Consider the following 26,550-nt stretch of genomic DNA (forward strand, 5'->3'; position numbering starts at 1 on the left):
CCCCTTTACTGCGCTGGTTCCATGGTACACATCAACGGGTGCTGATGTTTACGAGAATACTGGTTAACCTGCATAACTTTAGTTTCTGCTATCTCTGCAGTATATATGCCACAAACGGCTTTTCCGTGATAATGCACCGTGAGCATCAATTGGTTGGCCTTTTCTGAATCCATTGAAAAGAATTTCATGAGTACTTCACACACAAAATCCATTGGCGTGTAGTCATCGTTATTCAGCATGACTTTATACATCGGTGGCGGCTGCGTTTTTTGTTTCTGCAGTTCTATTAGTTTTTCGCCATCAATACTCAAAATATTATCTTTACTCATCTTCACTATTACTAACTATAATCCTGCTTTAATTAAGCGCAAGCATTCTTTTATTAAAAAATGGTCGAATTCACCGTGTTAAAAACTTGACATAGGAAGCAACTAGCCCCTAAAGTTAGACCTATGGGGTAAGGAACGAGTTCCGCGCTTCATATCAGTCGCCACTGGTAAGATTGGTTTGTGCATTACTTCGTAGTATACATAGTGGAGACGAGATCAAAAGTTTTCAAGCAATACAATAGGAAGTTGTGTAATGGCAGTGGGTAGAGTTAAGTGGTTCAATAATGCCAAGGGCTTTGGTTTCATCGTTCCTGAGGATGGAGGCGAAGATATTTTTGCGCATTATTCAACTATTCAAATGGACGGATATCGTTCACTAAAAGCTGGCCAGCAAGTTACATTCGATATAGAACAAGGGCCGAAAGGGTTACATGCCGAAAATATAGGCATTGCCGACGAAGAGCCAAATCGATAAGCTGGTAAAAGCTTACAAATAATGACGAAGTAAAAGCAGGCATAGCGCAATATGGCTGCTTTTTTATGGATATTATTTAATTCAAACTTTTCTGCTTCACCTCCAGATCCGCTTAATATCCGCTTAATCAATTTCGTTATAAATGAAAACAAAAAAGCCTATCAAACGATAGGCTTTCTGACATTATCAATTGTGATAATTACATATTTTTGACAAGTGCCTTGCCAAACTCTGAACAGCTTAGCAATGTCGCGTCATCCATCAAACGCTCAAAGTCATACGTCACCGTTTTCGCTTTAATTGCACCTTCCATGCCTTTAACAATCAGGTCAGCAGCTTCAACCCAACCAAGATGACGAAGCATCATTTCGGCCGATAAGATCACCGAACCCGGGTTTACTTTATCTTGACCTGCATATTTAGGTGCGGTGCCGTGCGTCGCCTCGAATATTGCCACCCCATCTCCCAAATTTGCGCCAGGTGCAATACCGATACCGCCAACCTGTGCAGCCAATGCATCAGACACATAATCACCATTTAGATTCATGGTTGCGATAACATCATACTCTGCAGGTCGAAGGAGAATTTGCTGTAAGAAAGCGTCAGCAATCACGTCCTTAACAATGATTTCTTTACCCGTGTTCGGGTTTTTAAATGAGCACCAAGGGCCACCATCAATCAGCTCTGCACCAAATTGCTCTCGGGCAACCTGATAACCCCAGTCTTTAAATGCGCCTTCGGTGAACTTCATGATGTTCCCTTTGTGCACAAGCGTTAACGAATCGCGGTCGTTATCAATACAATACTGCAGTGCGCTTTTAACCAGACGAGTAGTACCTTCTTTAGACGTTGGCTTGATGCCAATACCACAGTCTTTTTCAAAGCGAATTTTCGTCGCTCCCATTTCCTCTTTCAGGAATTTAATGACTTTATTCGCTTCATCGGTACCTGCCTGGAATTCAATTCCCGCATAAATATCTTCAGAGTTTTCACGGAAGATAACCATGTCGGTTAATTCTGGATTCTTAAGCGGGCTTGGCGTGCCTGCATAGTATCGCACTGGACGCAGACAGACGTATAAATCCAATTCCTGGCGAAGCGCCACATTTAACGAACGAATACCACCGCCTACTGGTGTGGTTAATGGGCCTTTAATAGCGACCTTATATTCTTTTACCAAGTCCAGAGTTTCTTCCGGAAGCCATACTTCGCTTCCGTAGACTTGTGTGGATTTTTCACCCGCATACACTTCCATCCAGTTAATTTTCTTTTCGCCACCATAGGCTTTTTCAACTGCAGCGTTGACAACATCTATCATGACAGGCGAAACATCAACACCAATACCATCGCCTTCAATGTAGGGAATGATTGGGTTGTTTGGTACTACTAACGCACCGTTGTCGTCGAGCTGAATTTGTTCGCCTTGCTCAGGTTTCACTACCTTACTTGTCATGTATTTGCTCCTGTATGGGTTTAATTTCAGGCCATAAAAGCCTGTCTATCAAGATAACTTGTCGATAATAACGAACTTTTGTGTTTGTGCAAAATAATCTCAGGATTAAAGTAGCTGATTTGGTTATAATTGCCGTTATTCTTTAGTCGTATCTGCAAAAAGAGGCATTTAAACCTGTCTGAACAGCAAAAAGCAAAGTCACATCGAAAAATTGTTTTATTTAACAAACCCTATATGGTGCTTTGTCAATTTTCCGATGCCGAAAAACGTCAAACATTGAAGGACTACATTGCTATCCCTCAAGTCTATGCTGCAGGAAGGCTTGATCGCGATAGTGAAGGACTGCTTATACTGACTAATGACGGCAAGCTTCAGCACGAACTGGCTCATCCTGACAATAAGGTGAGCAAAACGTATTGGGTTCAGGTCGAAGGGACGCCTAACGACAAAGCTTTAAGGGCGATCGAACAAGGTCTTGAACTGAAGGACGGACTGACAAAACCCGCCAAGGTGAACATCATGCCAGCTCCAGACGTGTGGGAACGAGATCCGCCCATAAGAGAGCGCAAACACATTCCCACAACCTGGTTAAGTATTACATTAAAAGAAGGCAAAAACCGCCAGGTTAGGCGCATGACTGCTCATATAGGACATCCCACTTTGCGATTAATCAGATATCGCGTAGGAAGCTGGACGATTGATGGGATAAACAACGGTGAATTTGTTGTAATATGATCAAAGCCATAAAGCTGAGCCCGTCCGCTATAGCTTAGAACAAAATTTAGTGTCTATTCTTGGCTTCTTTGAGAAAATATTTGCTATAATCCGCCCTCTTTTTGTAGAGCCCGCTTAAAGCGTAAGTAAGGCCGCATTACGAACCCAGTAACTAAAGCAGTAACAAACCAGTAAACAAAAGAAATGGCACTAGAATAATGACAGCAAACGAGAAACCTCTGAGGGACACAACGAATGCGGGCTTTCACAATGAAAGCGCTGAAGATGCATCGTTACCCCCTGAGCAAACCAAAGTGATTGTCGGGATGTCTGGCGGAGTTGACTCATCTGTATCTGCACTTTTACTCCTACAACAGGGGTATCAGGTGGAAGGGCTTTTCATGAAAAACTGGGAAGAAGACGATGACGATGAATATTGCGCGGCAGCAGAAGATTTAGCAGACGCCCAAGCAGTTGCCGACAAACTTGGCATAAAACTTCATCGCATCAACTTTGCCGCAGAGTACTGGGATAATGTTTTTGAGTATTTCCTTGAAGAATACAAAGCCGGGCGTACACCCAACCCGGATATAATGTGCAATAAAGAAATTAAGTTTAAGGCCTTTTTAGAGTTTGCCGCAGAAGACCTGGGCGCTGACTTTATCGCTACCGGTCATTATTGTCAGCGTAAAAAAATAAATGGCAAATGGCAGTTGCATCGAGGACTCGACAATAACAAAGACCAAAGCTATTTTTTATATACGCTCAGTCACGAACATGTTGGCAAAACGCTCTTTCCTATTGGGCATTTAGAAAAACCTGAAGTGCGAAAACTCGCAGAGCAACATGATTTGGTGACACACGATAAAAAGGACTCTACAGGCATTTGCTTTATTGGTGAGCGCAAGTTTAAAGACTTTTTAGCACAGTATTTACCTGCTCAGCCTGGTGTCATTGAGACCGTTGACGGAGAAATAATTGGCGAGCATCAGGGATTGATGTATCACACGCTTGGTCAACGAAAAGGCCTATTTATCGGTGGCACAAAAGACCACGGAGATGAGCCGTGGTACGTCGTTGACAAAGATTTAAAACGAAATGTGCTCATTGTAGGACAAGGCGCCAATCACCCAAGATTGTATTCAGATGGGCTAGTTGCCAGTCAGATTCATTGGGTGGATAGAGAAACACCTAAAGATGAGTTCAGAGCATGCGTTAAAACCCGATATCGTCAGGCTGATATTCCATGCCGCGTTATCCCGCTTAAAAATGACGAGGTCAAAGTCATCTTTGATAAACCTCAAAAAGCGGTCACACCCGGACAGTCTGTTGTATTTTATCAAAATGAACGATGTTTAGGTGGAGCGATAATTGATAATTACCTTCATTTGGCATCCGACATATCACCTGATAATAAACATGTTACATCAAACGCGTAGAGCATAAGTGAATGGATAAGCTGATAGAACAACAACTTGCCCTGGCAGGTGTATGTCAAGCCGCTAAATTAGTGCAGAGTATTGCCAGACGCGGCGAAGCGGATGAAAATGCTGTAGAAGCAAGCATCTCAAGCATATTAGTTACAGCACCTGAAAATACTCAGCAGGTATATGGCAAATTAAGTAATTTAAAAATTGGTTTTACAACCCTTGTCGATCAGCTTGATAGCGCCAGCAAAACTAAAGATGCCGAGTTAACCCGCTATATTGCCTCAATTTTAAGCTTGGAGCGTAAATTAAGCCGTAATAATCAAGCCTTAAATGAACTAGGGCAGCGAGTGTCTCACGTTCAGCGTCAAACGGTACATGTTGGCTTTGAGAACTTACAGATATTAAGCTCCCTTGCGAGTATTTATTCAGATATCGTGAGCCCGCTTGCGCCAAAAATACAAATAGCGGGTAATCCGAATTTTTTAAGTCTAGAAAGCAATCAAAAGCGTGTGCGGGCTTTACTTTTAGCTGGCATTCGCTCAGCAGTACTGTGGCGTCAGCTAGGTGGAAAACGACGTCATATTTTATTTTCTCGTAACAAAATTGTTCACGCCGCCAAACAAGCCCTCAGACAGATGGACTAAATTTTACAAGCATAATCAAGCTCAACTTTTAACACCGACTTACTCAAATACAGGAAACATCATGGAATTATCATCGTTAACTGCACTTTCCCCTGTTGATGGCCGCTATGGCGAAAAAACAAAAGCGCTGCGCTACAGCTTTAGCGAATTTGGTTTAATTCGCTGCAGAGTGGAGGTAGAAGTAAGATGGTTACAGGCCTTGGCAAAGCACGATGAAATCAGTGAAGTTCCCTCTTTCTCAAGCGAAGCTAATGCAGTGTTAGATGCAATTGTCAGTGAATTTACAGAGCAAGACGCAGCGAGAATTAAAGAAATTGAGCGCACAACGAATCACGATGTAAAGGCCGTTGAGTACTTTTTAAAAGAAAAAGTCGCTCAGTCTGACGAGTTACATAAAGTCACAGAATTTATTCATTTTGCCTGTACCTCTGAAGACATCAATAATCTTTCGCATGCGCTGATGCTTCGTCAAGGTTTACAGGATGTCGTAGTGCCTCAAAGCCAGCAAATTATCGATGCCATTGTTGATTTGGCCGAAAATTACAGACAAATACCGATGATGGCAAGAACCCACGGGCAGCCTGCTTCTCCAACAACGATGGGCAAAGAAATGGCAAACATTGCTATACGTTTAGCCCGGCAGCTTGAGCAAATACAGTCGGTTAAACTCTTTGGTAAAATCAATGGCGCAGTGGGAAATTACAATGCGCATCTTAGCGCCTATCCGAATGTTGATTGGCACGCTTTTTCAAAAACATTTGTCGAAAGCTTAGGTTTATCGCACAACCCCTACACGACGCAGATTGAACCGCACGACTACATCGCCGAATTATACGATGCAATTGCGCGTTTCAATACCATTATTATCGATTTTGACAGAGACCTTTGGGGCTATATTGCGCTAGGTCACTTTAAGCAAAAAACAGTAGCCGGTGAAATCGGCTCATCTACCATGCCGCATAAGGTAAACCCCATTGATTTTGAAAACTCAGAGGGCAATTTGGGTATCGCGAATGCTATTTTACAGCATTTAAGTGCAAAACTTCCTGTTAGCCGCTGGCAACGCGACTTGACCGACTCGACCGTTTTGCGCAATCTGGGTGTGGGTTTGGCGTACGCATCAATTGCTTATCAAGCCACGCTTAAAGGGATAAGTAAACTAGAAGTAAATGAGCAAAGTCTGAGCGCTGAACTTGATGCAAACTGGGAGCTTTTAGCTGAGCCGATACAAACCGTCATGCGCCGCTACGGCATTGAGAAGCCTTATGAAAAACTAAAAGAACTTACGCGCGGTAAAAAAGTTAACAGCCAGGCCATTGCTGAATTTATAGACGGGCTAGACATGCCTGAAGATGCAAAAGCTTCTCTAAAAGCCATGACACCAGCAAGTTATATTGGTGATGCGCTTCGCCTGTGCGACGAATTGATTGCTAAACTGCGCGCTTGAGCCGACAAGCGCTTCAATCAACTAGCATGTGATAAGTGAGCGTCTGACCTAATCCTTTAAAGTTCCATACCGCAGGTTCAGAAAAGAAAAAGCGTCCTTGTGCCAGTTCGTATGTGTGTTTATCACAGTGGACTTGCCTGGGGCTTGCGCTTTTTTCCAGGCGAGACGCTAGCACCACAGATTGGCCCCAAACGTCAAAACAGGGGCTTTTTAAGCTTACTATGCCCGCCGACACTTCTCCTGTTGAGATCCCCGTTCTTAAGGCCATTGAGCTAGAGCCAGCGGTTTCATTGAAAATCTGGTGAAGTTTACGAATTAAAAATAAGGTTTTGCATACGCGCTCTTCGTGCTTACCGTCTTTAAGTTCACATATAAATATGTATTGGTCACCATTGGTTTTAATGCGCAGGCAAGCAGAGCTTTTGATCACCGCATCAAATCGTGTGTACACATCCTGTATAATCGATGAGGCAGTATGTTCACCATGCTCATTCATATAAGAACTTATGTTTACAATATCCATAAACACAACCGTCATCGGTGCTTTGTACATCAAATCTTGCGCACTGCTTTTGCGCGTATTTTGTAACGAAATAATTTTGCCAGCTATACGCTCGGGGAATACTTTGTAAATGACATTGGCGCTCGACTGACTAAAATTCTGTGCCTTTTTCCAGTTAGACAAGGTCATTCTTCTGACAATATACGCACACCCTAAACAGGACAGCGCCAGAACAAAGCTGTTGATCATTGTAAGCGCTGCATTGATATTTTTTTCCTGGCCAATCTGCTCATAGATGAGTGTTTGCGGCCTTGCCACATTTAGATGCTGAAATATCAAAAATAAAATGACGTAAAGCACACTTAAAGCGGCGAAAAAACGTGTTTCTTTTTCACTAAACATGAATCCTGTAACGAAGAGCGCCAAGAGATAAAAATACTGAAGCGCCATATCTTCTCGCCACAGCAGATTTGCTACAGTAATAAAGCTAATAAAAAACACCTGCAATAGCCACTTACCTAAATTAAAGCGATTGCGGCTAAATGCGTATGCACAGAGGGCAAAACCGATGAAATGAATAGAGGTATTCATTAGATGTAAAGTTAAGATGCTTTGATGTGAGGCATCTAAAAAGAAGAGCTTCAAGGTTTGTAATGCGGTAACAAAAAGCAGAAGGTAAGTCACGCGCCGCATGACGGCGCGCCGCGAATACATTAGATGTTCACCTTTATCGAACGTGAATGAATTCGAATCCTGCTCAAACATTGTTACTTCCCTGTTTCTCCCGTTTAAGCATTGTAAATAAGTGCATTTTTAACCTATACAAACGATATCACTTTATAGCAGAGCAAAAATCCACGTTATCGTTTATCCATCAGTAGTCGGAATAGACTGTGCCAATTAAGCATTCACGCAAGTAATCGTACACATAATAAGCCGCTTATTGTAACAATTAAACACTCAGACAATAGATCACTTGATCTGTAAGTCTTCAAAGCTCTTTACTAAGTCATCTAATTGCTTCATTTGCGTCAGATACCCTTCCAGTTTATCTAAGGGTAAGGCGCAGGGACCATCGCATTTTGCATTGTCAGGATCAGGATGCGATTCTATAAACAAACCGGCAATACCCAGAGCCATGCCGCTCCTTGCCAGTTCAGCTGCCTGTTTTCTTCGTCCATCCGCCGAATCTTCTCTGCCACCTGGTTTTTGCAAAGCATGAGTAGCGTCAAAAATAACCGGTGCCATTGGCTTCATGAGATCCATACCCAGCATATCAACAACGAGATTGTTATAACCAAAGCACGTTCCCCGTTCACAAAGCATTATTTTTTCGTTTCCACCTTCGGCAAACTTTTTAATAATATGACGCATCTCATGGGGCGCTAAAAACTGTGGTTTTTTAACGTTAATAACGGCGTTCGTTTTCGCCATCGCAGCAACGAGGTCTGTTTGTCGTGCTAAAAAGGCGGGCAATTGTATTACGTCTGCGACTTCTGCCACGGGTGCCGCCTGATAGGGTTCATGAACGTCGGTGATCACAGGTATATTGAAGGTCGATTTAATTTCTTCAAATATTTTTAGCCCTTCGTCCATGCCAGGACCTCGATACGAATAAAGAGAAGAGCGGTTTGCTTTATCAAAAGACGCCTTAAAAACATAAGGAATAGCAAGTTTTTCACATACCTGCACGTAGGTTTCAGCAATATTCATCGCAAGGTCTCGCGATTCCAATACATTCATGCCACCAAATAAAACAAACGGCGCATCGTTAGCGACTCTTATATGCTGTATGTTTACTTCTTTAATTGTGCTCATCTGCGTCCTTATTGATTTTACTGATTATCTTAATGCTTGAGTTTTATGCTATGCGAAAGCGGCCATACCAACAAATCCTAATCGCGCTGTCATCACTAGCCAAAACACGGCACTTATTGCAGCAAGGATACGCCAATGGGTTTTCTTCGCAACACGAAGCGCAACAACAATAGAACCAACATAGAATATCAAGCCTGCAAATTTAGCCGTTGCCCATGAGTTCAAAAATGGATAGGCAGAATAAATTATCGCCATCCATATAATTGAAATGAGTAAAAGCGTATCTGCAATGTGTGGGGTGATTTTCAACCATTTTTTATCAAGGGCTGGCGAGGCGCGCAAAAGCAGTACAAAGCGAATGATGAAAAATAGAAAGGTTAAGGCAACTGCCGTAAGGTGGAGATGTCTAGCGATGGCTATCGTCGTTTCTGTCATAATTTTATGCTCTTATTATGTGTTATTGTTCATTTTGAAATCGTTTTTAATTAGTTGTTGACCACCAGCCAAAGCTTACTCTGTCAATTTGATTGTAGTCCTGGCGCGTCTCAATTTGTTTAAAGCCTCGGGCGCTTAAAAGATCACGAATAGCCTTTGCTTGAGCAAAACCATGTTCCAGCATCAATAATCCGCCGTTTAGCAAATAGGCAGGCGCTTGCTGAATAATTTCCCGTATATCCTTAAGACCGTCCTCACCTGAAGTCAGCGCGCTAAGCGGTTCAAATCGCAAATCCCCCTGCCATAAATAGCTGCTTCCTTGTTCAACATAAGGCGGGTTACTGACAATAAGCGAAAATAAATCATCATCGTCCGTTTCACCAATCTTTACTTTTTCAAACCAGGCGCTTTGAAAAAACTCTACCTCCAATTGATTGATGCTGGCATTGCGCCTTGCCAGCATGACAGCATCTTCAATCGTATCAATCCCAATGACTCGCCAGTGAGGGCACTCTTTTTTCAAAGCTAATGCAATTGCTCCTGTACCCGTGCCTAAATCTAATACCCTTGCATTATCAGGCAAGTGATTTTGCAATGAGATAGCAAGTTCAATCAAGGTCTCCGTATCCTGCCTGGGGATTAAGGTGCTGGAGTTTACTTCCAGGCTTAAATCCCAAAAGGCCTGTTTGCCCGTAATATAGGCGATAGGTCGTCCGCTACATCTCATTCGAATAACATCGTTAAATGCTTCCTGCTCGGTGTCGTCAACAGCATCGCTTGAATGCGCGATTTGCCAGGCTCGTGTCTTGCCACTTACAAATTCAAACAAAATACGCGCTTCAAGGGCAGCGTCTTTTTTATCCGCGTAAGCTAAATGCGTTTCGCCCAATAGCGATTGTTCAGCCTTAGCTAAAAGACTTGCCAATTTCATGCTGCGGGCTCTTTGATAACATGCATGGTTTAGTCATCTGAAAGTGAAGCAAGTAAGTCTGCTTGATGCTCTTGTCGTATCGGGTCCGACAGCGCTGCCAAATCCCCTGCTATAACGTCATCCAACTTGTACAAGGTGAGATTAATTCTGTGATCTGTCACTCTGCCTTGAGGGAAATTATAAGTGCGTATTCGTTCAGATCGATCGCCACTACCCACCAAACTCTTACGTGTACTTGCTTCTTCTGCCGTGCGTTTATCCTGCTCGATTTGATTAAGTCTTGCCTGCAAAACCGACATCGCTTTTGCCCGGTTTTTATGCTGAGAGCGTTCGTCCTGACATTCCACTACCACCCCCGTTGGAATGTGTGTCAAGCGAATGGCAGAATCCGTTTTGTTTACGTGCTGTCCACCAGCACCAGAAGCTCTGAAAGTATCCACACGCAAATCTGCCGGATTGATCTCTATCGCTTCCGATTCAGGAATTTCTGGCAATACAGCCACTGTACAAGCCGATGTGTGAATGCGACCTTGAGACTCCGTTTCAGGTACGCGCTGAACGCGATGACCACCCGATTCGAACTTCAGCACGCCGTATGCACCGTCTCCACTTACATTGGCAATAATTTCTTTATAACCGCCATGTTCACCTTCGTTAGCGCTAAGTACCTCTACCCGCCAACCTTTTGTTTCAGCAAAGCGACTGTACATTCTAAACAAGTCCCCGGCAAAAATAGCCGCTTCGTCGCCCCCTGCTCCAGCCCTAATTTCCAGAAAACAACTGTTATCATCATTTGGGTCTTTAGGGAGCAAGAGAATTTGCAAAGACGTTTCTAATTCTTCAGCTATCGCTTTGGCCGATTTTAATTCCTCTTGCGCCATTTCACGCATCTCGGGATCGTCTTCTTTTAGCATTTCTGTGGCAGATGCAATGTCTTCTTGCGCAGACTGAAAGGCACTAAATTGCTTGACGACTTCTTCAAGCTGAGAAAACTCTTTTGATAGTGCTCTGAACTTTTCCTGATCACCAATGACCTTTGGATCACCTAACAAGGCTTGCACTTCTTCAAAACGCTCAACTAGCGATTCGAGTTTATTAACGACTGATTGCTTCATTTTTATCCTGCTTATGCGGTCTAATAACTTTAGGTGCTGACTATTACCGCTTGTTTATCAATTTATTTGTCTTCGCTCATCAATTTACTCAAATTAAAGGCTTTGCTGAGTAAATGTAAGCTTTCATTGTCCTGATTCTGGATTGCGCTTTGCAAGGCTTTTGTGGGGCCATGCATCATTTGCTGTGATAATTTATAACTGAGTTCATCAAGCACCACCTGAGCATCTTCACCCGCTTGGATACGTGCCTGCGCTTTTTGCGTTAAATCGTCTCTTAAGGCCTGTGCCTGCTCTCGATACTCTTTGATTAAATCGATGTGTGCCGATTGCGCCTGCCATTTACTAAAATCAAGGACTTTGTCTTTAATGAGTCTTGACGCTTCCTGAGCCGCCTGTTCGCGTGTTGCGACGTTTTGTTCAATGATATCCTGCAAATCGTCAACGGTATACAAGTAAGCATCGTCTAAATCACTGACTTCGCTTTCTATGTCTCGCGGAACGGCTAAATCAAGTAGCAACATCGGTTTGTGTTTGCGCTGCTTTAGTGCTGATTCCACCATTCCTTTACCAATAAGCGGGAGTGAACTGGCAGTGGAACTTATAACAACGTCTGCTTCAAAAAGGTGTGCGGGAATTTGACTGATGGTAATGGCTTTTCCATTTAGGCTTCGTGCCAGTTGTTGCGCATTCTCAAGCGTGCGGTTGGCTACCATAATAGACTTCGCATTAGCCTGCTGTAAGTGTTTGGCAACCAGCTCAATTGTCTCCCCTGCTCCCACCAATAAAATATGACTTCTATCGATAGAGGAGAATATTTGCTTGGTTAATTGCACTGCGGCGTAAGCCACTGAAACTGCGCTAGCGCCAATTTCTGTCTGGCTGCGAACTTGTTTTGCCACGGCAAAGGTGGTTTGAAACAGCTTTTCAAACTGACTGTTAACAGTGCCTGCGCGCTTTGCCTCCATAAAGGATTGCTTTACCTGTCCCAAGATCTGCGGCTCACCTAAAATCAGTGAATCTAATCCACAAGCCACTCTCATGAGGTGCTCAACGGCATCTTGCTCCTGATGTAAATACAGATGATTTTGTATGTCACTAACGTCAATGCCATGTACTTTTGCAAGCCAGTCGATTAAGCGGGACTGCTCAAATGTCGCGGTGTTGGCATACAACTCGGTGCGATTACATGTCGAGAGGATCACAAGCTCACTGTTGTGCTCGTTTAGACGCTTAAATTCTGAAAGTGCATCCATCAGTTTATCTGGTGTAAACGCCACGCGCTCTCGCAAAGCAACCGGCGCTGACTGATGATTTAAACCAATGGTGAAAAACGGCATGAAAATATATGTATACTTGCACTTACTGAAAGACAGCGCATTGTAGTAAAATCCCCCATTAATTAAAAGGATAACTGCATTTATCGCGCCGTTTTGCGTGTAAATCCAGCAAAAGGTTCCCCTATTGTCTAAACTTAATAGAGCATCCACAGCCATAGATACAAAGCTGACTCAATTATCCGACTGCGCACTGCATTTTGGAAAGCGCCTTCATCACATTCATTTATGGCGGCTTGTTCCGCGTTTGTTGCTAGTTAGCCTGACAATATTGACCTTAAGTGCATGCGTGACTAAGCGAGATAATGTGAGTGACTCTGCAGAATTAAATAGGCAGGCGCTAGAGCAATTAGCATCCTGGCGCGTGAGCGGAAAACTTGCCATTATCACACCGGATGAACGAAAAAGTGCGTACATGGCATGGCAGCAGCAAGACATCCACACTAACATGACCTTAAGCACCATCGTCGGCTCGACCATCGCCAGGCTTAAATACGATGGCTTGATTGCAAGCCTTGAGGCAGATAATCAGCAGTGGCAAAGCCACTCTCCTTCAGAGTTAGTCTTTCAAGTGATTGGTTGGCAATTACCCTTAGAATCAATGCCTCAGTGGCTAAAAGGTAATGTGGAACACAACTTAGTAATCGAACGATATGAAAATGGTCTGGTGAAGCGTTTTCGTACGCAATGCCAAGCTTGCTTTGTTTGGGATGTAACGTTTAATCAATACGCAGATTTTTCACTTTTGAGCTCATCGAGCAGTCAAGCACAAAGCGCGGATACACCCGAAATCGCTTTACCCACCCGAATAACCATGACACAGGCTGATACACAAACAAAACTCATATTACGCATTGATGACTGGGAGGCGTCTCTTGATTAACTTTGATGCGCCCTTCTACGTTTTAAGCCCTGCAAAACTGAATCTTTTTTTGCACATTTGTGGACGGCTAGAAAATGGTTATCATCATCTGCAAACCTTATTTCAACTTTTAGATTACGGCGACACCATCGGATTCAAGCTCATCGAAGCGCCTAAAATTCACTTGCTAAATCCTATTGCAGGGGTGAATAACGCGGATAATTTGTTACTTAAAGCTGCAAATGCCCTACTACCTTACAAAAACTCACCCTTCGGTATTGAGCTAAGTATCGACAAGCGCTTGCCCATGGGCGGAGGCATTGGAGGTGGTTCGTCTAACGCTGCAACGGTATTGCTTGCGCTTAACCAAGCATGGGAATGCAGGCTATCGATAGATGAATTGGCAGAGATTGGACTGAAATTAGGCGCCGATGTTCCTGTATTTGTAAGAGGCAGAACCGCCTTTGCAAGCGGAGTGGGTGAAGCGCTGACTCCCGTTGAGCTAAGTACTAGAACGTATTTGGTTGCGACTCCTAAAACGCACATCTCTACTCAGGCAATTTTCAATCATCCCGACTTACCAAGAAATACCCCGGAAATTGCATTTAGCGATTATAGCTTTGAACAAACGCGAAATGATTGCGAAATTTTAGTGAGTAAAATGGATTCTAAAGTTGCAAATTTATTACAGTGGTTGCTAAACTACGCCCCGTCGAGAATGACTGGCACAGGCGCAAGTGTTTTTGCAATATTCGATAATGAAGATGATGCAAAACAGATACTTAAGCTGCTTCCTGACGGGATATCAGGGTTTATTGCAAAAGGCGTGAATTATTCATCTGCGCACAAAAGTCTGGATTTATAAGATTTTGCAAGATGAATAATAGAGTTTTCTTTCGCTCTGAGCTCTGAGCTTTGAACCTTGTACTATGCCGGATTGTTTTCGCATTCACCACAGCCATACATGCCATCACTGGCCAAACTTGCACTGAGGATTATCTTGTGCCCGATATGAAGCTATTTACCGGAAATGCCGTACCGGAACTCGCTCAAAAAGTCGCCGACCGTCTATACACTAAATTAGGAAACGCCAGCGTAGGCCGATTTAGTGATGGCGAGATATGCGTAGAAATTCATGAAAACGTCCGTGGCTCGGACGTTTTTATTTTGCAGTCAACCTGTGCGCCAACAAACGACAACCTGATGGAATTGATTGTAATGATTGATGCATTCAGACGTGCGTCGGCTGGCCGCATTACTGCCGTCATCCCTTATTTTGGCTATGCACGTCAAGACCGTCGAGTCAGAAGTGCTCGCGTGCCAATTACCGCGCGTGTTGTGGCTGATTTTCTATCAAGTGTTGGTGTTGACAGAGTGCTTACCGTGGATTTACACGCTGAACAGATACAGGGCTTTTTTGATGTGCCGGTAGACAACGCTTTTGGTACACCTATCTTGCTTGATGACATGTTCCAGCGTGATTTTAAAGAGCCTGTTGTTGTATCACCTGACATAGGCGGCGTAGTAAGAGCAAGAGCTACCGCCAAGTTGCTTAACGATACAGATTTGGCCATCATCGACAAACGTCGTCCAAAAGCCAATGTAGCACAAGTTATGAATATCATCGGTGATGTCAAAGGTCGCGATTGTATTATTGTTGACGATATGATTGACACCGGTGGAACCTTGGCAAAAGCAGCAGAAGCTCTCAAGGCGCACGGCGCAGCGAAAGTTTATGCCTACGCAACCCATGCGGTATTTTCAGGCGCTGCCCCTAAAAACCTGGAAGATTCAGTGATTGATGAAATCATTATCACTGACAGTATTCCACTTAGCGAAGAGATGAAAAAAGTTAAAAAAGTGAAGCAGCTCACGCTTTCAGAAATGCTTGCTGAAACTATTCGACGCATTAGTAATGAAGAATCAATTTCAGCGATGTTTGAGTATTAATGCTATACTTATGTAACAAAAACCGCTTTAAACTAAAGCGGTTTTTTTATGCCCTAAATTTTAATACCCAAAACGATGGCTGGGGCATGTTGGTTTTTGCACACCGGATTACACTGTAATAAGCTTGTAAAAGAGATAATGAGTAGCGCTGTGCATCAAAATAAAGTGTCGAAAAACATGCATAATATTAAACATAAAGGAGATATGATGACGATTTACAAACGATTTTCCCTCCCTGTTTTACTTCTTTTGACAGGCCTTAGTGGCTGTCAAGACGATAGCAACATTCCTGAGCCTGTGCAGCCTGAAACATCGCAAGCTGTTTCTTCGGTTGTTGACACTGAGGATTCTGAGCAATTAAATGAACAAATGAGCAGTAACGACCAGGAAACGAGTCAAGCGCAGGATGGACAAATGACAATAACAGGCACTTTACTTTGGCAAGAAATGGAAGGCGGTTTTTATGGCTTTGTTACTAAAGACGGCAAAAAATTTATGCTTAACGGCATTGCTGAGGAACACCGAAAAAATGGTATTGTGTTAAGTGTTACCGGCAGCGTGATGACCGATATGATGACCATTCAACAATTTGGGCAAATGTTCAAAGTGGAGGATTACAGCGTCATTGATGAAAGCAATGCCAGCAAAAATAAAGGGAATGCGTATTAAGGTATATTGATCTTTACTTTGCAACGAAGAGTTGTCATCGTGATGAAAATCACGACCTCCATGGGCTAACGCATTGTTTATTTCATCTTTGCTTTGCAACGAAGAGTCGTCATCGTGATGAAAATCACGACCTCCATGGGCTAACGCATTGTTTATTTAACCTTTGCTATGTGCCAAAGAGGTTCCGATTTGCATCGGAATGACTATATTGTCTCAAAAGCATCATTTCTCAAATAGCCAATAAAAGTTATGAAGAGGTTATAAGCAAAGAAAGGCATCAACTACCACAAAAATGATTGTTTGTATCCAGTGCCAATGATAGAATGCGCCGCCGTTTACGAACGGGCTTTATATTCTTATAAAGTATCGCGCGCGATTTGGTCGCAAAATCGTGCTAAATCTATTAACTGGAGACAATCATGTCTGAAGCAATTTTTAACTTGGATGCAAGCGTCCGAACAGACTTAGGGAAAGGTGCGAGCCGCCGCCTACGTCATGAGGGCAAAGTGCCTGCAATCCTTTACGGTGGTAACGAAGCGCCACTTTCTTTAACACTTGATCACAACAAAGTTGTTCAAGCGCAAGAGTTTGAAGCTTTTTACTCTCACGTTCTTACATTAAACGTTGACGGTAAGAAAGTGGAAGCGCTAGTAAAAGATATGCAGCGCCACCCTTACAAGCCTAAAGTAACGCACATCGATTTTCAGCGCGTTATCGCTGGTGAAAAACTGCACACTAATATCCCATTGCACTTCATTAACGAAGCTAAGTCACCCGGTATTAAAAACGACGGTGGATATGCTGATCACGCAATGCAAGAGTTAGAAGTAACCTGTTTACCAAAAGATTTACCAGAGTATATCGAAGTAGATATGGCCGAAGTTGAAATGGGTCAAACCCTTCACATCTCTGACCTTGTTCTGCCTAAAGGTGTCGAATCTGTTGAATTGGCAAAAGGTGAAGGACACGATTTAGCCGTTGTGACTATCAAAGCACCTAAAGGACCAAGCGCTTCTGATGAAGATGCTGCGTCTGATGATGATGCAGGTGAAGAGGCTACTGAGGAATAATCAGTTGTCTGATATTCGTCTTATCGTGGGTCTGGGTAATCCAGGCCCCGAATATCACAACACTCGGCACAATGCAGGTGCTATGTTGGTAGAAAACTTAGCTTCACGTTTCAATATCACATTGAAATATGAAGCTAAGTTTTTTGGTTTTACCGGCAGGGGAATTATTGCGGGTAAAGATATCCGCCTGCTTATCCCTACGACTTTTATGAACAAAAGCGGCCAGGCCGTTGGCGCAATGTGCACCTTTTACAAAGTACTTCCAGAGCAGCTCTTGGTCGCTTTTGATGAATTAGACTTTGAGCCAGGTATCGCAAAATTTAAAATGGGTGGCAGCTCAAGCCAAAACGGAATACGCGATATTGTACGCTGCCTTGCCAATCAGAAAGATTTTTTACGCCTGCGTATTGGTATCGGTCACCCCGGCCATAAAAGTAAGGTAACCGGACATGTGCTTGGCCGGGCATCATCAGATGAGCAGGCAAAAATAGACGATGCAATCGACGAATCGATTCGCTGCATAGCACTTTTATTTAAAGAAGGACTGACCAGCGCGCAGCAACGTTTAAATGGATTCAAAGCAGCAGGTTAAGGCCTGACTGTTCAAAACTACAACTAATTAAGCTGACTTAAGGCAGATTCATGGGATTTAAATGTGGCATTGTTGGGCTACCCAACGTAGGAAAATCAACGCTTTTTAACGCACTTACCAAAGCCGGAATAGAAGCGGCAAACTTCCCTTTTTGTACAATTGAGCCTAACACAGGTGTGGTGCCAGTACCTGACACACGTTTAGATCAAATTGCAGCCATTGTGAAGCCACAAAAGCTAATCGCAACGACGATGGAATTTGTCGATATTGCCGGTTTGGTTGAAGGTGCGTCGAAGGGTGAAGGATTGGGCAATAAGTTTTTGGCAAACATTCGCGAAACAGACGCAATTGGTCATGTGGTGCGCTGCTTTGATAACGACAATATCGTTCACGTAGCTGGAAAAGTCGATCCGCAGTCGGACATTGATGTCATTAATACCGAGCTGGCCTTGGCCGACCTCGAAACCACTGAAAAAGCCATGATCCGCGTAGGCAAACGCGCAAAAGGCGGTGATGCAGATGCCAAGTATGAACTTAAAGTACTTGAAAAATTATTGCCGCATTTAAATGAAGGTGGCTTACTGCGACAGGTTGATTTAAGCCCTGAAGAATATAAAGCCATCAGCTATATGAATTTTCTGACGCTCAAACCTACCATGTACATTGCGAACGTCAACGAAGATGGTTTTGAAAACAATCCATATTTGGACAAAGTTAAGGCCATTGCAGCAAGTGAAGGTGCAGTTGTCGTTAGCGTGTGTGCTGCAATCGAGTCAGATATTGCTGAGCTGGATGAAGAGGATAAAGCCGACTTTTTAGCTGAGCTAGGCTTAGAGGAACCTGGCCTTAATCGCGTTATTCGAGCAGGCTACAGCTTGCTTACCTTGAAAACGTATTTTACTGCTGGTCCAAAAGAAGTGCGTGCATGGACTTTCCCCGATGGCTCTACTGCACCTCAGGCTGCTGGTAAAATTCACACCGATTTTGAAAAAGGCTTTATTCGCGCAGAAGTCATCGGTTTTGATGACTACATAGCCTGTAATGGCGAACAAGGTGCTAAAGACAAGGGTAAGTGGCGATTAGAAGGCAAAGAATATATTGTAAAAGATGGAGACGTGATCCACTTTCGCTTTAACGTTTGATATGCGTTTTATTGCCTATTCTAGCTGCCCAGTCTAGGCACGGTCTAGCTACTCAAGCAAGCTGCATCGCTTAAATGCACAAGGCATTTAATTATTTTTTGTTTGGCTCTCACGCTGAAATGCCTGTTTTGTTTTCAGCGTTGCAGTCGCATTTGCCGGGTCGTCTGGCCAAATATGTTTTGGATAGCGACCTTTCATTTCTTTTTTAACGGCTTGATAGCTGCCTTCCCAAAATTTACTAATATCCTGAGTGATTTGAATAGGACGATTGGCTGGCGATAATAAGTGTAGAGTCAGAGAAAGCTTTCCCTGTAAAATACATGGATGCGAGTTGAGTCCGTAAAACGCCTGTATTCGTGCGCTTAGCACCACAGTGCCGTCTTGCTGATATTCAAGCGTTGCTTTATCGCCCGATGCAAGGGCATATTTTTCAGGGACTAAGGCAAGTACTCTTTTTAATTCCGTATAGCCAACTTCTGCTATTAAGTAGTTATGTAGAAGGTCGTAAAAACAAAGCTTGCTAAGAGACTGCCAAGACATACATGTTGATAAACTCGGTAGCAACCACTTATCTGCATGTTCGAGCAAGAATTTATTGTCAAGGCGAGTCAAGCTTTTGGGTAAAAGAGATGGGTAATAAAGCGAGACAAAATTAAGGCGTCGCAGCAACTGCATGCTTGCTTGTTCAAAAGGCAAAGCATCTATGAAACTTGGGCCTTGCTCACGTATTTTTGCTTGCCATAGCGACATAATTTGAGCGGCGGAGGGTTTAGGCAAAGGCGTCGAAGACAACACTATTTGACCGAAACACTCCAGCCGCCTTGCGCTAATGCTTTGCGCGTTTTTATCCCAATGCACGGTCTCCTTTTCAGTAAATAAATGCGCAAAAGGTTCTTTATATTTTTTAAGAAGCTCAACGGGTAAAAGGCTTGCAAGCGTTACTTTTGGATCTGCTTTATTATTTGCTGCTTGCTGATCTGACTGGTGTATAAACATCGAGGCAACAGCGACAAACTGCTTAGCTTGCTTAGGTATAGATAGAAGCGGGTCTTCATCGCCTAATCTTGCCATCCCACCTGTGCTTAGACTCAATGCACCTTCACCATTGTGCATGCTTATCCAATGAGGAAAGCCAAAGGCGACAAGTATGCCGCTCTCCTCAAGCGGCCATTGCTCACATAAATTTAAGGATAGATTCAAACGTCTATGCCAGTGACGAATATCTTTCCAGATAAGATGCGCCTTATTATATTGCAGAAATTGCAAACGCTTTTGAATGTCAGCGCCAGCCGGACCTTGATGAGACAATGGATCTTTGTTTTCAATCAGGCTCGCAATTGCAAGGGCAAGACTGAGATGGCGTTTTTCCATTTTTGAATCGTCAATTGCCGATAGTGTGCGTTCAATCATTACGGCAATAGATAAATCTGTCCCCCACCGATGTGCACGTTGTCCAAGTGGGCTAACACTGAATTCATCAGAGTGATTGAGTAAGGCACCATCAGATAAAAATGTATTGGATGAAGAGGCTTCAAATGACATTGGCAAATTCGATGTATTGTTAAAACCCTGAGGCTTTAAAAGCCCCTGGCTCACCAAGGCTGTTAGCGCCTGTTTGAGTTGCGCCGCAGAAGGCTGGTCAATTAAAGGTAATTCGTGGAGTTGGCTACCCCAAATGGCTGCCTCAAAAACGAGATGCTTTACGTCATGAGTTAATATTTCGGGCTTGGATTGCTGAGCAAGCCGCTCAAAGAATGATTGCGAACAAAGCCGATAGCATGTGCCTGCCATCAGCCGCCCTGCTCGCCCCGCGCGCTGGGTTGCCGATGCCTGAGAAATAGCTTGCATGCGTAAGCTTGTGATCCCTTTATTCAAGTTAAACACCGCCACCTTTTCCATCATACTATCAATAACAACTTCAACACCGTCTATGGTGACACTGGTTTCGGCAATATTGGTGCTGAGTATGATTTTTCGTTTACCGGCCGGCGCTGGCATAAATGCAAGTTGCTGTTTGTTAAAGGCTAAGCCACCGTAGAGCATACAGATAAGCGCGCTTTCATCAAATAGCTCAGTTAATTGCCCAGCCACTTTTTGGATTTCTTTTGCTCCGGGTAAAAACACCAACACGTCTTTTGTATGCTGGTCGAATACCTGCTTGACTGCATTACATACCCGTGCAATCAAGCGCTGCGAGAGAGACTGTTTAATTTGTCTGTTTTGTCCGCGATAATCTGCCTGTTGCCCGGTATCATCAAGATACACTATATCAACTGCATGCTGTTTGCCCTCGCACTTCAGGACCTTGGCAGCAGGCAAGATGGATTTTACTCCTTCGATTTCCAGCGTTGCCGACATAACAAGCAAACGCAAGTCGTTTCTTAGCGCTTGTTGAACTTCAATAGACAATGCAAGGGAAAAATCAGCATGAATAGAGCGCTCGTGAAACTCATCAAACACGATTAAACTAACCCCCTCAAGCTCGGGAGAGCTTTGTAACATGCGAGTCAGCACGCCTTCTGTCACTATTTCAATACGCGTTTTTTCACTGACTTTTGATTCGCCCCGTATACGATATCCAACTCGCTCTCCAGGTGCTTCATTGAGCTGCCCGGCTAAATATTGCGCGATGTTGCGGGCAGCTATTCGCCTTGGCTGAAGCATAATTATTTTGTCTGTGGCAAATTGTTCAAGCGTGAGTAAGTACAGTGGCAGACATGTCGACTTACCCGCTCCGGGTGGCGCCACCACAATAGCATTATCATGCTTAAGCTGTTCAGCCAGAATGGAAAATATGGATTCGATTGGAAGCACAATAAGTAGCGAATAAGTTGAATGTATTTGAGCCACTAGTTTACGGAATAAACCGAGAATAAAAAGAGGACTATCGATTTAAAAGTTGCCAAATGCGCGTATAAAATCAACGCTAAGTTAAAAAACGCTTAGATTGTGTGCAAGCGTTGGGAAATTTCTAAAAAACGGTTGACGACCCTACCTCGCTTGCGCATAATACGCGCCACTCCGAAATTGAGCGGAATTATGGCTACGTAGCTCAGCTGGTTAGAGCACATCACTCATAATGATGGGGTCGCAGGTTCGAGTCCCGCCGTAGCCACCATAATTTTGTTTAATTTAGGATTTGCTTAGATACGCGGAAGTGGTGGAATTGGTAGACACGCTGGATTTAGGTTCCAGTGCTTCACGGCGTGAGAGTTCAAGTCTCTCCTTCCGCACCATCGTTGTAAACGACTGGGGTATAGCCAAGTTGGTAAGGCAGCGGGTTTTGATCCCGCCATTCGTAGGTTCGAGTCCTGCTACCCCAGCCATCTAGCAAACCATAACCGAACAACTGGGGTATAGCCAAGTTGGTAAGGCAGCGGGTTTTGATCCCGCCATTCGTAGGTTCGAGTCCTGCTACCCCAGCCATTTACTAGACTACATCTAAATTTTTCTTTTCTCTTCGTCATACTTTGCGACTAACGCAGTTGCTTTTTCTATAGACAAAGGCCGCCCAAGAAAGTAGCCCTGTGCCATATCGCAATTGAATTCTTTTAGTTGTTCCAGCTGACATTGTGTTTCTATCCCCTCGGCAATGATTTTTTTACCAACACCTTTCGCCAGTGAAACTATCGCCTTTAATACATTCAATGCATTCTGATTGGTAATTTGATTCGTATTGTCGTCAATGGCAGCGACAAAACAGCGATCGATTTTCAGATATTGCACGGGGATTTCGTTAAGATAAGCAAGTGATGAATATCCTGTACCAAAATCATCAATTGCCAGGTCGATTTGCCTTTCTTGCAGGCACGAATATATCGCTTCAAGCTGATGACTGTTTTCAATCAACAAGGACTCGGTCAGTTCAAGTTTAATATAACGAGAGTCAATTTCCACCGTGTCGATGACACTATCAAGCAGTGACAAAAAGTGGGTGTTTCTTAACTGATTACTGGATAGGTTGATTGAAATTGTCGGTCTGATGTAATCAGCCTTGATATGCCAAACACTTGCCTGTCGACATGCTTCTCTCAGTACCCACTCTCCAATATCCCAAATAAGGCCGGTCTCTTCTGCAATAGGAATAAAATCCGCTGGCGAAATTAAGCCTTTTTCGGGATGTTGCCAGCGAATTAGCGCTTCAAAGCCCTCTAGGCTATCATCATTAAGGTTAAAAATAGGTTGATAGACCAATTCAAGCTGATCGTTTGAAATGGCATTTCGAAGGCCTTTTTCAATTTCGATATTTTTAACTGCCTGTTTTTGCATCTGGTCATCAAATATCTTGTAGACTGACCGCCCAGACTCTTTGGCGTGATACATCGCAATGTCTGCATTTTTAAGCACACTGGGCACGTCTTTATAATTCGCATCACAACATACCAGGCCCACACTTACATTAAAGTAGACAGTAGAATTTTCGATGATAAATGGTTCTTCAAACGCAGATACAATTTTCTTTGCAAGCGTTTCCATTTCTATCTCACACATACCTTGCGTGACAACGGTAAACTCATCACCTCCCAGTCTCGCTGAATACTGATTTTCATGTAACAGTGAGGTCAGACGCTTTGAACAGGCAATGAGTAGTTTATCGCCAAAAATATGCCCCATGGTATCGTTGATTTGTTTAAAACGATCTCCATCCAGAAACATCACACCGTAAGTAAAATCCGCATTGCGCTTTGTTTTTTCAATCAAGCCACTAATGTGCTGCAGTATCCACTCTCTATTGGGTAGCTCAGTCAGAGAATCATGAAAAGCCATGTGAAACAGTTTTCTTTCTGCTTCCCTACGCTCATTTATTTCTTTTTGCAGTTCTTGCGTGCGCTGTAAAACGCGATCTTCCAATTCGTTATTTAATTTGGCAAGTGAGTTACTTGTATTCTCTAATTCTTCTGCATAGGTTTGAAGCTGAACAGTTTTTTCGGCCACCTTTTGTTTCAACTCATTTTGACTGCGTTTGTTGGCAGCTAAACGCCAGTGAGTTATTGCATATACCGCCAATGTAAGCAGAATGCTGGCAATACTCACAAACCACCAGGTTTGCCACCAAGGTGCCAGTACGGTAAATGTAAAGCGACTGCCGTTTTCATCCCATATTCCGTTGCTATTAGATGCGTAAACTTCAAAGGTATAATCACCCGCTGGCAAATTCGTGAAGCTTGCGCTTCGCTCTTGTGCGCTTACTTCATTAAAATCTGATTGCCATCCGAGTAGACGATATCGAAACCGTGAATACTGCGGGTAAACATAATTCAAGGCTGAAAAATCAATTTTCAAGCTATTGTTGTTGTAGACAATTTCTGCCGGACTTGTCTGGCTCAGTAGCTCAGCAAAAGAAAAACGCCTGTCTGAGGATGCATCGGTAGTAATCATTGACACTTCACTGATATAAGTACGCGATTCAGGTAAGCGCTCAGGCAAACTAAATGGGTCAATTTTTGTCACGCCATTTTTTGCAGGCACGTAAAAAGCGCCATCGACAGACGTAAATTCACCGTGAGTACTTAATTCGTTTCCAACTAATCCATCTTGCTGTGAGTAGTTCACAAACAACTTTGTTTTCGTGTCAAAGATAGAGAGACCATGGTTTGTTGCTGCCCATATTCTGTCTAAGGGATCAACGCTGAGGTAATTCACTTCATTATTGGCCAGGCCATCTTTTTCTGAATAAATAAGGTAGGCTTTGCTTTCAAGATCCAGCTTTACCAAACCCGACGATGTAGCAAGCCATAAGGTGTTATTATTCGACGGATGAATATGAGAAATCCCGCCAAAGTCTTCATCAATTACAAGCTCAATTTGTCCTGTTTTTAAATTTAGCTGTTCCAGTCCATAGCGACCAGCGATATATAGGTAGTTGCCATGTATCGCCAAATCGACAACGCCAAGGTTGAAAATATCGCTATCTCCCCCCTTCTGTCTGCTAAAATAATCAGTAAATCGGTTTCTGGCGATATCGAAATACTGAACACCTTTTCCCCAAACAGATAACCAAATCCCCCCTTGCTTGTCCGCTTCTACAACGAAAATGTTATTACCACCAATTGTGCTATTTTTTGCCGCTGTAGGGTCTTGCTGAAACACTTCCACATCTCTGGTAAGCGGGTCGATTTTTGCCAAACCGCCTCCCCAGGTACCTGCCCAAATTATCGCGTTTTCGTCCTGGGTTAAGCTAATGACGGAATCAGAACCGAGGCTTGCTGGATTGTCAGGTTCGTGTTTAAGGGTCGAAAATTGATTGTTTTTAAAGTCAAAAATACTGATCCCGCCGCCGTCTGTTGCGAACCAGATTTCACCCCTTGAGGTCAATTCACCATCGAAAGTGTGCGGAAAAAAATCACTTAAGTCATCATCAATCAAGCGAGTGATATCCGAAAACTTTTCCAACTCGGGGCTTACTCTTACCAAACCGTAGCTATTCATTGAAAGCCACAGGTTACCGTCTTTGTCCTGATTGATATCCTCAACGCTTGCTAAAGGTATTGAATGAGCATCATCAAATGATGCTGGCATACAAACAAAGCTGTCGCTGTGATACTTATATACACACATACCCGCTTTTTCAAAGCCAATCCAGGTGTTGTTGTTAGCATCAATAAATGTAGTAGTAACGGCATTGACGGGCATACCAGAATCAAGACTAAGCGTGTATAGCTTCGAACTTAAGTTCGTGGTGTCAATTTTAAGCAGGCCATTAAATGTGCCAACCCACAATACCCCGTTATATAAATCCAGCGATATATCGCGAATAAGAAATGATGCGAATACATCATCAAGCTCAGTTTTAATCTTTATGAATTCTTGGGTATTGATTAAAAACTGATAAATCCCGCTACTTGCAACAATCCATATGACATCACCGTTAGGATCATAAGCCAAGCTATGAACGTCACTGATCCGTTGGTTGTTGCTCAAATTAAAGAAACTTTGTCGTATCTCTTTTTCAGATGCATCAAATTGAAATAATCCTTCACCGTCACCGGCAAACCATAGGTAGCCATTTTTATCTTCTATGACACTTTCGACGTGATGTGCTTGCGTTGCTTGTTGAGAGACAAAAGCTTGTGCTTTTGGGTCAAACAAGAATAATCCGGCCTGCCCCACCCAAAAGCGTTCCTGGCTATCTTTAAATAAATAGGGGCTGGTCCCCCTGCGACTTTCGCTTAAAAAAGGTAAGTGGAATGACTCTACTTCATAACCGTTATAGCGCTGCACGAAGGGGCCTGAAGTCAACCAGATAAACCCTTGACCGTCTTGCTGTGAATGTCGCGCGAAAGGAAGGCTTTGCCCTTCATTAAGAAACATTGAATGCGCACGAAAATGGCGAATGGAGTTACTATTTTCAGCATCAAAGGCTCTCGCTGTAAAAGTAAGCGAGAGTAGAAGCAGCCAGCCAAGCAAATAAATCACGTTTTTGCGCACGTAGATACCTAAGGCGAGTACAGGATTTTATGAATGTCTTTTATATCGGCTTATTCGTTAATACCTTTATTCAGAGTCAGACGCAAAAACAAAGGATAAAAAAACAAATATGCGCCTTATGCAAACTTTGTTTGTTCCATAACATTTCATGTTTATGCATGAGCGAACTTTTACGATAAACTTTGAGCACTCATCAAATATTCGCGCATA

At 43.3% G+C, this 26,550-nt stretch carries 22 protein-coding genes and 4 tRNA genes; 16 read left to right on the forward strand and 10 right to left on the reverse strand.

Annotated elements, in window-relative coordinates; genetic code table 11:
- Positions 1–5: 5 nt before the first annotated feature.
- Positions 6–329 carry an ATP-dependent Clp protease adapter ClpS gene (gene clpS, locus D6V41_RS01345; protein WP_136249695.1) on the reverse strand — a complete coding sequence of 108 codons (324 nt, stop codon included), beginning with the start codon at positions 327–329 and terminating at the stop codon, positions 6–8.
- A 253-nt stretch (positions 330–582) separates the two neighbouring features.
- Here clpS and cspD point away from each other — a divergent pair, with 253 nt between their 5' ends.
- Positions 583–804: a cold shock domain-containing protein CspD gene (gene cspD / locus D6V41_RS01350; RefSeq protein WP_136249696.1), complete on the forward strand. Its 222-nt coding sequence runs from the start codon at positions 583–585 to the stop codon at positions 802–804.
- Positions 805–1,003: 199 nt separating this feature from the next.
- Here the strand turns inward: cspD and icd are convergent, their stop codons facing one another.
- The gene (gene icd / locus D6V41_RS01355) at positions 1,004–2,257 is read right to left on the reverse strand and encodes an NADP-dependent isocitrate dehydrogenase (RefSeq protein WP_136249697.1); all 1,254 of its coding nucleotides are present in this window, start codon (positions 2,255–2,257) and stop codon (positions 1,004–1,006) included.
- 174 nt (positions 2,258–2,431) lie between these two features.
- Between icd and D6V41_RS01360 the strand changes: the two genes are divergently transcribed.
- From D6V41_RS01360 to purB, 4 genes are all read left to right on the forward strand, one after another.
- Positions 2,432–2,992 carry a pseudouridine synthase gene (locus D6V41_RS01360; RefSeq protein WP_421907472.1) on the forward strand — a complete coding sequence of 187 codons (561 nt, stop codon included), beginning with the start codon at positions 2,432–2,434 and terminating at the stop codon, positions 2,990–2,992.
- 197 nt (positions 2,993–3,189) lie between these two features.
- A complete protein-coding gene (gene mnmA, locus D6V41_RS01365) occupies positions 3,190–4,410 on the forward strand; it encodes a tRNA 2-thiouridine(34) synthase MnmA (RefSeq protein ID WP_136249699.1) in 1,221 nt (406 codons plus the stop codon).
- 11 nt (positions 4,411–4,421) lie between these two features.
- Positions 4,422–5,045 (forward strand): high frequency lysogenization protein HflD, encoded by a 624-nt coding sequence (gene hflD, locus D6V41_RS01370; RefSeq protein ID WP_136249700.1) that lies wholly within the window; start codon positions 4,422–4,424, stop codon positions 5,043–5,045.
- 61 nt (positions 5,046–5,106) lie between these two features.
- Positions 5,107–6,492 carry an adenylosuccinate lyase gene (gene purB / locus D6V41_RS01375; RefSeq protein WP_136249701.1) on the forward strand — a complete coding sequence of 462 codons (1,386 nt, stop codon included), beginning with the start codon at positions 5,107–5,109 and terminating at the stop codon, positions 6,490–6,492.
- 13 nt (positions 6,493–6,505) lie between these two features.
- Here the strand turns inward: purB and D6V41_RS01380 are convergent, their stop codons facing one another.
- The 6 genes from D6V41_RS01380 to hemA all read right to left on the reverse strand — a co-directional run bounded on the left by D6V41_RS01380 (position 6,506) and on the right by hemA (position 12,630).
- The gene (locus tag D6V41_RS01380) at positions 6,506–7,759 is read right to left on the reverse strand and encodes an adenylate/guanylate cyclase domain-containing protein (RefSeq protein ID WP_136249702.1); all 1,254 of its coding nucleotides are present in this window, start codon (positions 7,757–7,759) and stop codon (positions 6,506–6,508) included.
- A 207-nt stretch (positions 7,760–7,966) separates the two neighbouring features.
- Positions 7,967–8,812: a 3-deoxy-8-phosphooctulonate synthase gene (gene kdsA / locus D6V41_RS01385; protein ID WP_136249703.1), complete on the reverse strand. Its 846-nt coding sequence runs from the start codon at positions 8,810–8,812 to the stop codon at positions 7,967–7,969.
- A gap of 48 nt (positions 8,813–8,860) precedes the next feature.
- Positions 8,861–9,247, reverse strand: coding sequence for a SirB2 family protein (locus D6V41_RS01390; protein WP_136249704.1), 387 nt, complete (start codon positions 9,245–9,247; stop codon positions 8,861–8,863).
- Between the two features lie 46 nt (positions 9,248–9,293).
- The gene (gene prmC, locus D6V41_RS01395) at positions 9,294–10,178 is read right to left on the reverse strand and encodes a peptide chain release factor N(5)-glutamine methyltransferase (RefSeq protein WP_136249705.1); all 885 of its coding nucleotides are present in this window, start codon (positions 10,176–10,178) and stop codon (positions 9,294–9,296) included.
- Positions 10,179–10,207: 29 nt separating this feature from the next.
- Positions 10,208–11,293 carry a peptide chain release factor 1 gene (prfA, locus tag D6V41_RS01400; protein WP_136249706.1) on the reverse strand — a complete coding sequence of 362 codons (1,086 nt, stop codon included), beginning with the start codon at positions 11,291–11,293 and terminating at the stop codon, positions 10,208–10,210.
- A 62-nt stretch (positions 11,294–11,355) separates the two neighbouring features.
- Entirely contained in the window at positions 11,356–12,630 is a 1,275-nt protein-coding gene (gene hemA / locus D6V41_RS01405) for a glutamyl-tRNA reductase (RefSeq protein ID WP_136249707.1), read from the reverse strand.
- A gap of 124 nt (positions 12,631–12,754) precedes the next feature.
- Between hemA and lolB the strand changes: the two genes are divergently transcribed.
- The 7 genes from lolB (at position 12,755) to ychF (ending at position 18,912) form a co-directional block, all read left to right on the forward strand.
- Positions 12,755–13,510, forward strand: a complete 756-nt coding sequence (gene lolB / locus D6V41_RS01410; RefSeq protein ID WP_168710924.1) for a lipoprotein insertase outer membrane protein LolB — start codon at positions 12,755–12,757, stop codon at positions 13,508–13,510.
- The gene (gene ispE, locus D6V41_RS01415; protein ID WP_241664385.1) at positions 13,503–14,354 is read left to right on the forward strand and encodes a 4-(cytidine 5'-diphospho)-2-C-methyl-D-erythritol kinase; all 852 of its coding nucleotides are present in this window, start codon (positions 13,503–13,505) and stop codon (positions 14,352–14,354) included. The genes lolB and ispE overlap by 8 nt, the downstream gene beginning before the upstream one ends.
- Positions 14,355–14,491: 137 nt before the next feature.
- Positions 14,492–15,439 carry a ribose-phosphate pyrophosphokinase gene (locus D6V41_RS01420; protein WP_136249710.1) on the forward strand — a complete coding sequence of 316 codons (948 nt, stop codon included), beginning with the start codon at positions 14,492–14,494 and terminating at the stop codon, positions 15,437–15,439.
- A 138-nt stretch (positions 15,440–15,577) separates the two neighbouring features.
- The gene (locus D6V41_RS01425; protein WP_136249711.1) at positions 15,578–16,108 is read left to right on the forward strand and encodes a hypothetical protein; all 531 of its coding nucleotides are present in this window, start codon (positions 15,578–15,580) and stop codon (positions 16,106–16,108) included.
- A gap of 419 nt (positions 16,109–16,527) precedes the next feature.
- A complete protein-coding gene (locus D6V41_RS01430; protein ID WP_136249712.1) occupies positions 16,528–17,178 on the forward strand; it encodes a 50S ribosomal protein L25/general stress protein Ctc in 651 nt (216 codons plus the stop codon).
- A 4-nt stretch (positions 17,179–17,182) separates the two neighbouring features.
- Positions 17,183–17,770 (forward strand): aminoacyl-tRNA hydrolase, encoded by a 588-nt coding sequence (pth, locus tag D6V41_RS01435; protein WP_136249713.1) that lies wholly within the window; start codon positions 17,183–17,185, stop codon positions 17,768–17,770.
- Positions 17,771–17,820: 50 nt separating this feature from the next.
- On the forward strand, positions 17,821–18,912 hold the full coding sequence (ychF, locus tag D6V41_RS01440; protein ID WP_136249714.1) for a redox-regulated ATPase YchF: 1,092 nt from the start codon (positions 17,821–17,823) through the stop codon (positions 18,910–18,912).
- An 87-nt stretch (positions 18,913–18,999) separates the two neighbouring features.
- Here ychF and D6V41_RS01445 read toward each other — a convergent pair whose 3' ends face one another.
- Entirely contained in the window at positions 19,000–21,762 is a 2,763-nt protein-coding gene (locus D6V41_RS01445) for an ATP-dependent RNA helicase (protein WP_241664387.1), read from the reverse strand.
- 191 nt (positions 21,763–21,953) lie between these two features.
- On the opposite strand from D6V41_RS01445, the gene D6V41_RS01450 reads away from it, so the two are divergent.
- The 4 genes from D6V41_RS01450 (at position 21,954) to D6V41_RS01465 (ending at position 22,338) form a co-directional block, all read left to right on the forward strand.
- Positions 21,954–22,030, forward strand: a tRNA-Met gene (locus tag D6V41_RS01450).
- A gap of 33 nt (positions 22,031–22,063) precedes the next feature.
- A tRNA-Leu gene (locus tag D6V41_RS01455) sits at positions 22,064–22,148 on the forward strand.
- Positions 22,149–22,162: 14 nt separating this feature from the next.
- Positions 22,163–22,238, forward strand: a tRNA-Gln gene (locus D6V41_RS01460).
- Positions 22,239–22,262: 24 nt separating this feature from the next.
- Positions 22,263–22,338 (forward strand) — tRNA-Gln (locus D6V41_RS01465).
- A gap of 15 nt (positions 22,339–22,353) precedes the next feature.
- Here D6V41_RS01465 and D6V41_RS01470 read toward each other — a convergent pair.
- Complete coding sequence (locus D6V41_RS01470) at positions 22,354–26,340, reverse strand: EAL domain-containing protein (protein ID WP_136249715.1); 3,987 nt, start codon at positions 26,338–26,340, stop codon at positions 22,354–22,356.
- Between the last annotated feature and the right edge of the window lie 210 nt (positions 26,341–26,550).

It is taken from the genome of Ningiella ruwaisensis (assembly GCF_004798935.1).
Classification (GTDB): Bacteria; Pseudomonadota; Gammaproteobacteria; order Enterobacterales; family Alteromonadaceae; genus Glaciecola; species Glaciecola ruwaisensis.